This is a genomic window from Streptomyces calidiresistens (assembly GCF_014141525.1).
Taxonomy (GTDB): domain Bacteria; phylum Actinomycetota; class Actinomycetes; order Streptomycetales; family Streptomycetaceae; genus Streptomyces; species Streptomyces calidiresistens.
In genome coordinates this window covers 1-4968 of the sequence record NZ_VKHS01000402.1, presented here as the reverse complement: position 1 = coordinate 4968, position 4968 = coordinate 1, and the positions used below count along the sequence as shown (strand labels likewise).

The 4968-nt window shown below is 74.7% G+C and carries 3 protein-coding genes and 1 pseudogene; 2 read left to right on the top strand and 2 right to left on the bottom strand.

Translation table 11 applies throughout. The annotated features are described in order from the left end of the window. Positions 1-67: 67 nt before the first annotated feature. Both FOE67_RS16340 and FOE67_RS16335 read left to right on the top strand, forming a co-directional pair. Positions 68-1315, top strand: a complete 1248-nt coding sequence (locus FOE67_RS16340) for a pyridoxal phosphate-dependent aminotransferase (RefSeq protein ID WP_182664959.1) — start codon at positions 68-70, stop codon at positions 1313-1315. Positions 1316-1472: 157 nt separating this feature from the next. After that, positions 1473-2492 (top strand): adenosine deaminase, encoded by a 1020-nt coding sequence (locus FOE67_RS16335; RefSeq protein WP_182664963.1) that lies wholly within the window; start codon positions 1473-1475, stop codon positions 2490-2492. A gap of 48 nt (positions 2493-2540) precedes the next feature. Here FOE67_RS16335 and FOE67_RS30090 read toward each other — a convergent pair whose 3' ends face one another. Beyond that, positions 2541-3626: a UDP-N-acetylmuramate dehydrogenase gene (locus tag FOE67_RS30090; RefSeq protein ID WP_438874235.1), complete on the bottom strand. Its 1086-nt coding sequence runs from the start codon at positions 3624-3626 to the stop codon at positions 2541-2543. Positions 3627-3674: 48 nt separating this feature from the next. Next, positions 3675-4907: pseudogene (locus FOE67_RS30085) on the bottom strand (DHA2 family efflux MFS transporter permease subunit); the annotation flags it as partial. Positions 4908-4968 lie beyond the last annotated feature (61 nt).

Sequence of the window (4968 nt, the reverse complement as noted above, 5' to 3'; positions counted from 1 at the left end):
TCCGCCGGACGCGCCCGGCCCCGGCCCCCGGTGCGCCCCGGGGGCCCGGACCCGGGACGATGCCGTTATGAGTGCCGCATCTGCCAACGGACAGTCAGCCGCTTCGCCGACCGGGCGCCGGGTCTCCGCCCGGATCGGCGCGATCTCCGAGTCCGCCACCCTCGCCGTGGACGCCAAGGCGAAGGCCCTGAAGGCCGCCGGGCGCCCGGTGATCGGCTTCGGCGCCGGTGAGCCGGACTTCCCGACCCCGGACTACGTCGTCGAGGCCGCCGTGGCCGCCTGCCGCGAGCCGCGTTTCCACCGCTACACCCCCGCGGGCGGTCTGCCGGAGCTGAAGAAGGCGGTCGCGGAGAAGACCCTGCGGGACTCCGGCTACGAGGTGGACCCGGCGCAGGTGCTGATCACCAACGGCGGCAAGCAGGCCATCTACGAGGCGTTCGCCGCGATCCTGGACCCGGGTGACGAGGTCATCGTCCCGGCCCCCTACTGGACCACCTACCCCGAGTCGATCCGGCTGGCCGGCGGCGAGCCGGTGGTGGTGACCGCCGACGAGACCACCGGCTACCGGGTGGGCGTCGAGCAGCTGGAGGCGGCCCGCACCGAGCGCACCAAGGTGGTGCTCTTCGTCTCGCCCTCCAACCCGACCGGCGCGGTGTACCCGCGCGAGCAGGTGGAGGCCATCGGGCGCTGGGCCGTGGAGCACGGCCTGTGGGTGCTGACCGACGAGATCTACGAGCACCTGGTCTACGGGGACGCGGAGTTCACCTCGCTGCCGACGCTCGTCCCCGAACTGCGGGACCGCTGCCTGGTGGTCAACGGCGTCGCCAAGACCTACGCGATGACCGGTTGGCGGGTGGGCTGGATGATCGGCCCGCAGGACGTGGTCAAGGCCGCCGCCAACCTCCAGTCGCACGCCACCTCCAACGTCTCCAACGTCGCGCAGGCCGCCGCGCTGGCCGCCGTCTCCGGCGACCTGGAGGCGGTGGCGACGATGCGCGAGGCGTTCGACCGGCGGCGGCGGACCATCGTGCGGATGCTCAACGAGATCGAGGGCGTGGAGTGCCCCGAGCCGGAGGGCGCGTTCTACGCCTACCCGTCGGTGAAGGGCCTGCTGGGCCGGGAGATCCGCGGGAAGCGGCCCGGGAGCAGCGTGGAGCTGGCCGAGCTGATCCTGGAGGAGGTCGAGGTGGCGGTCGTGCCGGGCGAGGCGTTCGGCACCCCCGGCTACCTGCGGCTGTCCTACGCGCTGGGTGACGAGGACCTGGTGGAGGGCGTCTCCCGGATGCAGAAGCTGCTCGCCGAGGCGCGCGACTGACGGAGGCCCGGGGGGCCACCGGCCCCTCCCCCGCCGGCACCGTCCGGCCCGATCGTCCGCCCCGGACGCGGAGCGTTCCCCGCTCCCGCGTTCGGGGCGGCGCCCGTTCGGGAGGCGCGACTTTCATGCGCGTGCCTCCATGGGGCAGTATCCGGAGATGGCGAGTGTTCGTGACGTCCGGTTGTTGCCCAAGGCCCATCTGCATCTGCACTTCACCGGCTCCATGCGGTCCCCGACCCTGCTGGAACTGGCGGACAAGTACGGGGTGCACCTGCCGGACGCGCTCAGCGGGGGCGAGCCGCCGAAACTGCGGGCGACCGACGAGCGCGGCTGGTTCCGTTTCCAGCGCCTGTACGACATCGCGCGGTCCTGCCTGCGCTCCGAGGAGGACATCCACCGCCTGGTGCGGGAGACCGCCGAGGAGGACCTGCGCGACGGGTCCCGGTGGCTGGAGATCCAGGTGGACCCCACCTCCTACGCACCGCGTCTGGGCGGACTGATCCCGGCCCTGGAGATCATCCTGGACGCGGTGGACGCCGCGCGCCGGGACACCGGCCTGGAGATCCGGGTGCTGGTGGCGGCCAACCGGATGAAGCACCCCCTGGACGCCCGCACCCTGGCCCGGCTGGCCGTGCGCCACGCCCACCGGGGAATCGTCGGCTTCGGACTGTCGAACGACGAACGACGCGGGTTCGCCCGCGACTTCGACCGGGCGTTCGCCATCGCCCGCGAGGGCGGCCTGTTGGCGGCCCCGCACGGGGGCGAGTTGGCGGGGCCGGAGAGCGTGCGGGACTGTCTGGACGACCTGGGCGCGGGACGGGTGGGCCACGGGGTGCGGGCGGCCGAGGACCCCCGGCTGGTGGAGCGGTTGGCGGCGTCCGGGGTGACCTGCGAGGTGTGCCCGGCGTCCAACGTGGCGCTGGGGGTGTACGAGCGGCAGGAGGACGTGCCGCTGCGGAGGTTGTTCGAGGCGGGGGTGCCGATGGCGCTGGGGGCGGACGATCCGCTGCTGTTCGGGGCCCGTCTGGCCGACCAGTACGAGATCGCCCGGCGGTACCACGGCTTCACCGACGAGGAGTTGGCGGAGCTGGCGCGGCAGTCGGTGCGCGGCTCCACCGCGCCGTCGGACGTGCGCGAGAAGCTGCTGATGGACATCGACGCCTGGCTGGCCGGCTGACCGGCGGTCCCGTTCCGCCCCGTTCCGGCCGGAACGGGGCGGCCCCGGTCAGAGTTCGACGCCGACCGTCACCGGCTCGTTGACCAGGGTGACGCCGAAGGCCTCGCGCACCCCGGCGCGCACCTCGCGGGCGAGCGCCAGCAGGTCGGCGGTGCGCGCCCCGCCCCGGTTGGTCAGGGCGAGGGTGTGCTTGCCGGAGATCCGGGCCGGGCCCTCGCCGTGGCCCCTGCCGAACCCGGCGCGCTCGATGAGCCAGGCGGCGGAGGTCTTGGTCAGCCCCTCCCCCGCGGGGTACAACGGCGGCGCCGCGTCCGGGCCGAGCCGTTCGGCGACCCGGCGGCGGAAGGCGGCCAGGGCGGCGTCGTCGAGGATCGGGTTGGTGAAGAAGGAGCCGGCCGACCAGGTGTCGTGGTCGTCGGGGTCCAGGACCATGCCCTTGCCGGCGCGCAGTCGCAGCACGCCGTCGCGGGCCTCGCCGATCGGCACCCGGTCGCCGGGGGAGACGCCGAGCAACCGGGCGGTCTCGGCGTACTTCAGGGGCGCGGACAGCCCGCCGGCGTCCTCCAGTTCCATCCGCACGCGCAGCACCACCCAGCGGTCCGGCTCGGCCTTGAAGCGGCTGTGGCGGTAGGCGAAGCCGCACTCGGCGGCGGGCAGGGTGACGATCCCGCCGTCGGCCCGGTCCAGGGCCACGACCTCGGTGAGCACGTCGGCGACCTCCTGGCCGTAGGCGCCGACGTTCTGGACGGGGGTGGCGCCGACGGAGCCGGGGATGCCGGCCAGGCACTCGATGCCGGCGAGTCCGGCGGCCACGACGCGGTCGACCAGCGCCGACCAGTTCTCCCCGGCGGCGACCTCCAGGCGGGTGCCGTCGAAGCGGACGCCGGTGGAGGCGATCCGCACGACGGTGCCGTCGAAGCCGTCGTCGGAGACGACGAGGTTGCTGCCGCCCCCCAGCACCAGCAGCGGGGTGCCGGTGGTGTCGGCCTCGCGGACGGCCCGGACGATGTCCTCGTCGTTCCCGGCGGTGAGCAGCCGGCGGGCCGGGCCGCCGGTGCCGGCCGTGCCGCCGAGCGGGGCCGCGGGGTCCGCGGCGGCGCCGGCCGCTCCCCCGCCCCGGGGGACGAGGAACACCAGGAGGCCGGCGGTCAGCAGCGCCGCCGCACCCCACCACAGCGCCGGGACCAGGCCGTCCACGAAGGCGGTCGGCGGCGCGTAGCCGCCCCGGGCGGCGAAGACGGAGGCCAGCAGGGCGATGCCCAGCGCCCCGCCGACCTCGCGCAGGGAGTTGTTGACGCCGGAGGCGACGCCCTGACGCTCCGGGGGGACCGACCCCATCACCATCGCCCCGGCCGGCGCGAAGAACATCGCCATGCCGAGGCCGCAGAGCACGAAGGCGGGCAGTTGGGCGCCGTAGCCCACCGCCGGGTCGGCCACCAGGGCGAACCAGGCCAGGCCTGCGGCCATCAGCCCCAGTCCGGTGGTGACCACGGGCCGGCCGCCGATCCGGTCGGTGAGCACGCCGGCGAGGGGGGCGATCAGCAGCGGCATCGCGGTCCACGGCAGCATCCGCAGGCCGGCCGCCTGCGGGCCGTGTCCCTGGATGATCTGGAGGAACTGGGTGAGCAGGAAGATCGAGCCGAACATGCCCAGGAACATCAGCAGGCTCGCGGCGTTGACCAGCGCGAAGGTGCGGGAGCGGAAGAGGTCCAGGGGCAGCAGTGGGGCCGGGGTCCGGCGCTCCCACAGCACGAAGAGCACCAGGACGGCGGCACCGGCGGTCAGCGGCCCGAGGGTGGAGGGGGCCGTCCAGCCGTGCTCGTGACCGCGGATGATGCCGAGGACGACGCCGAGCAGACCGGCGGTGGCCAGGAGCGCGCCGGGCACGTCGAGGGGGGCGTCGGTGCCCCGGCCCCCGGGCAGGCGCAGCCGGATCAGCGGCAGCAGGAGCAGCCCGACGGGGACGTTCAGCCAGAAGATCCAGTGCCAGCTCAGGTGTTCGGTGACCGCGCCGCCGACGAGGGGGCCGCCGGCGACCGCCAGCCCGTTGATCGCGCCCCAGATGCCGAAGGCGGTGCCGCGCCGTTCGGCGGGGACGCTCGCGGTGATGAGGGTGAGGCTCAGCGGGAGGAGGACGGCGGCGCCGACGCCCTGGAGGGCACGGGCGGCGATGAGCTCCCCGGTGGTGCCGGCCAGGGCGGCGAGGGCGGAGGCCAGGGTGAAGACCACCACTCCACCGGCGAAGACGCGGCGCCGGCCGAAGCGGTCGCCGAGCCCGGCGGCGAACAGCAGCAGGCAGGCGAAGGGCAGGGTGTAGCCGTTGACGATCCACTCCAGCGCGGCGAGGCTCCCGTCGAGGTCCTCGCGGATGACCGGCAGCGCGGTGGTGACCACGAGGTTGTCCAGGGCGGCCATGAACGTGGCCGCGCCGGTGATGCCGAGGACCCAGCCGAGACGGGCCGGGGGGCGGGGGTCG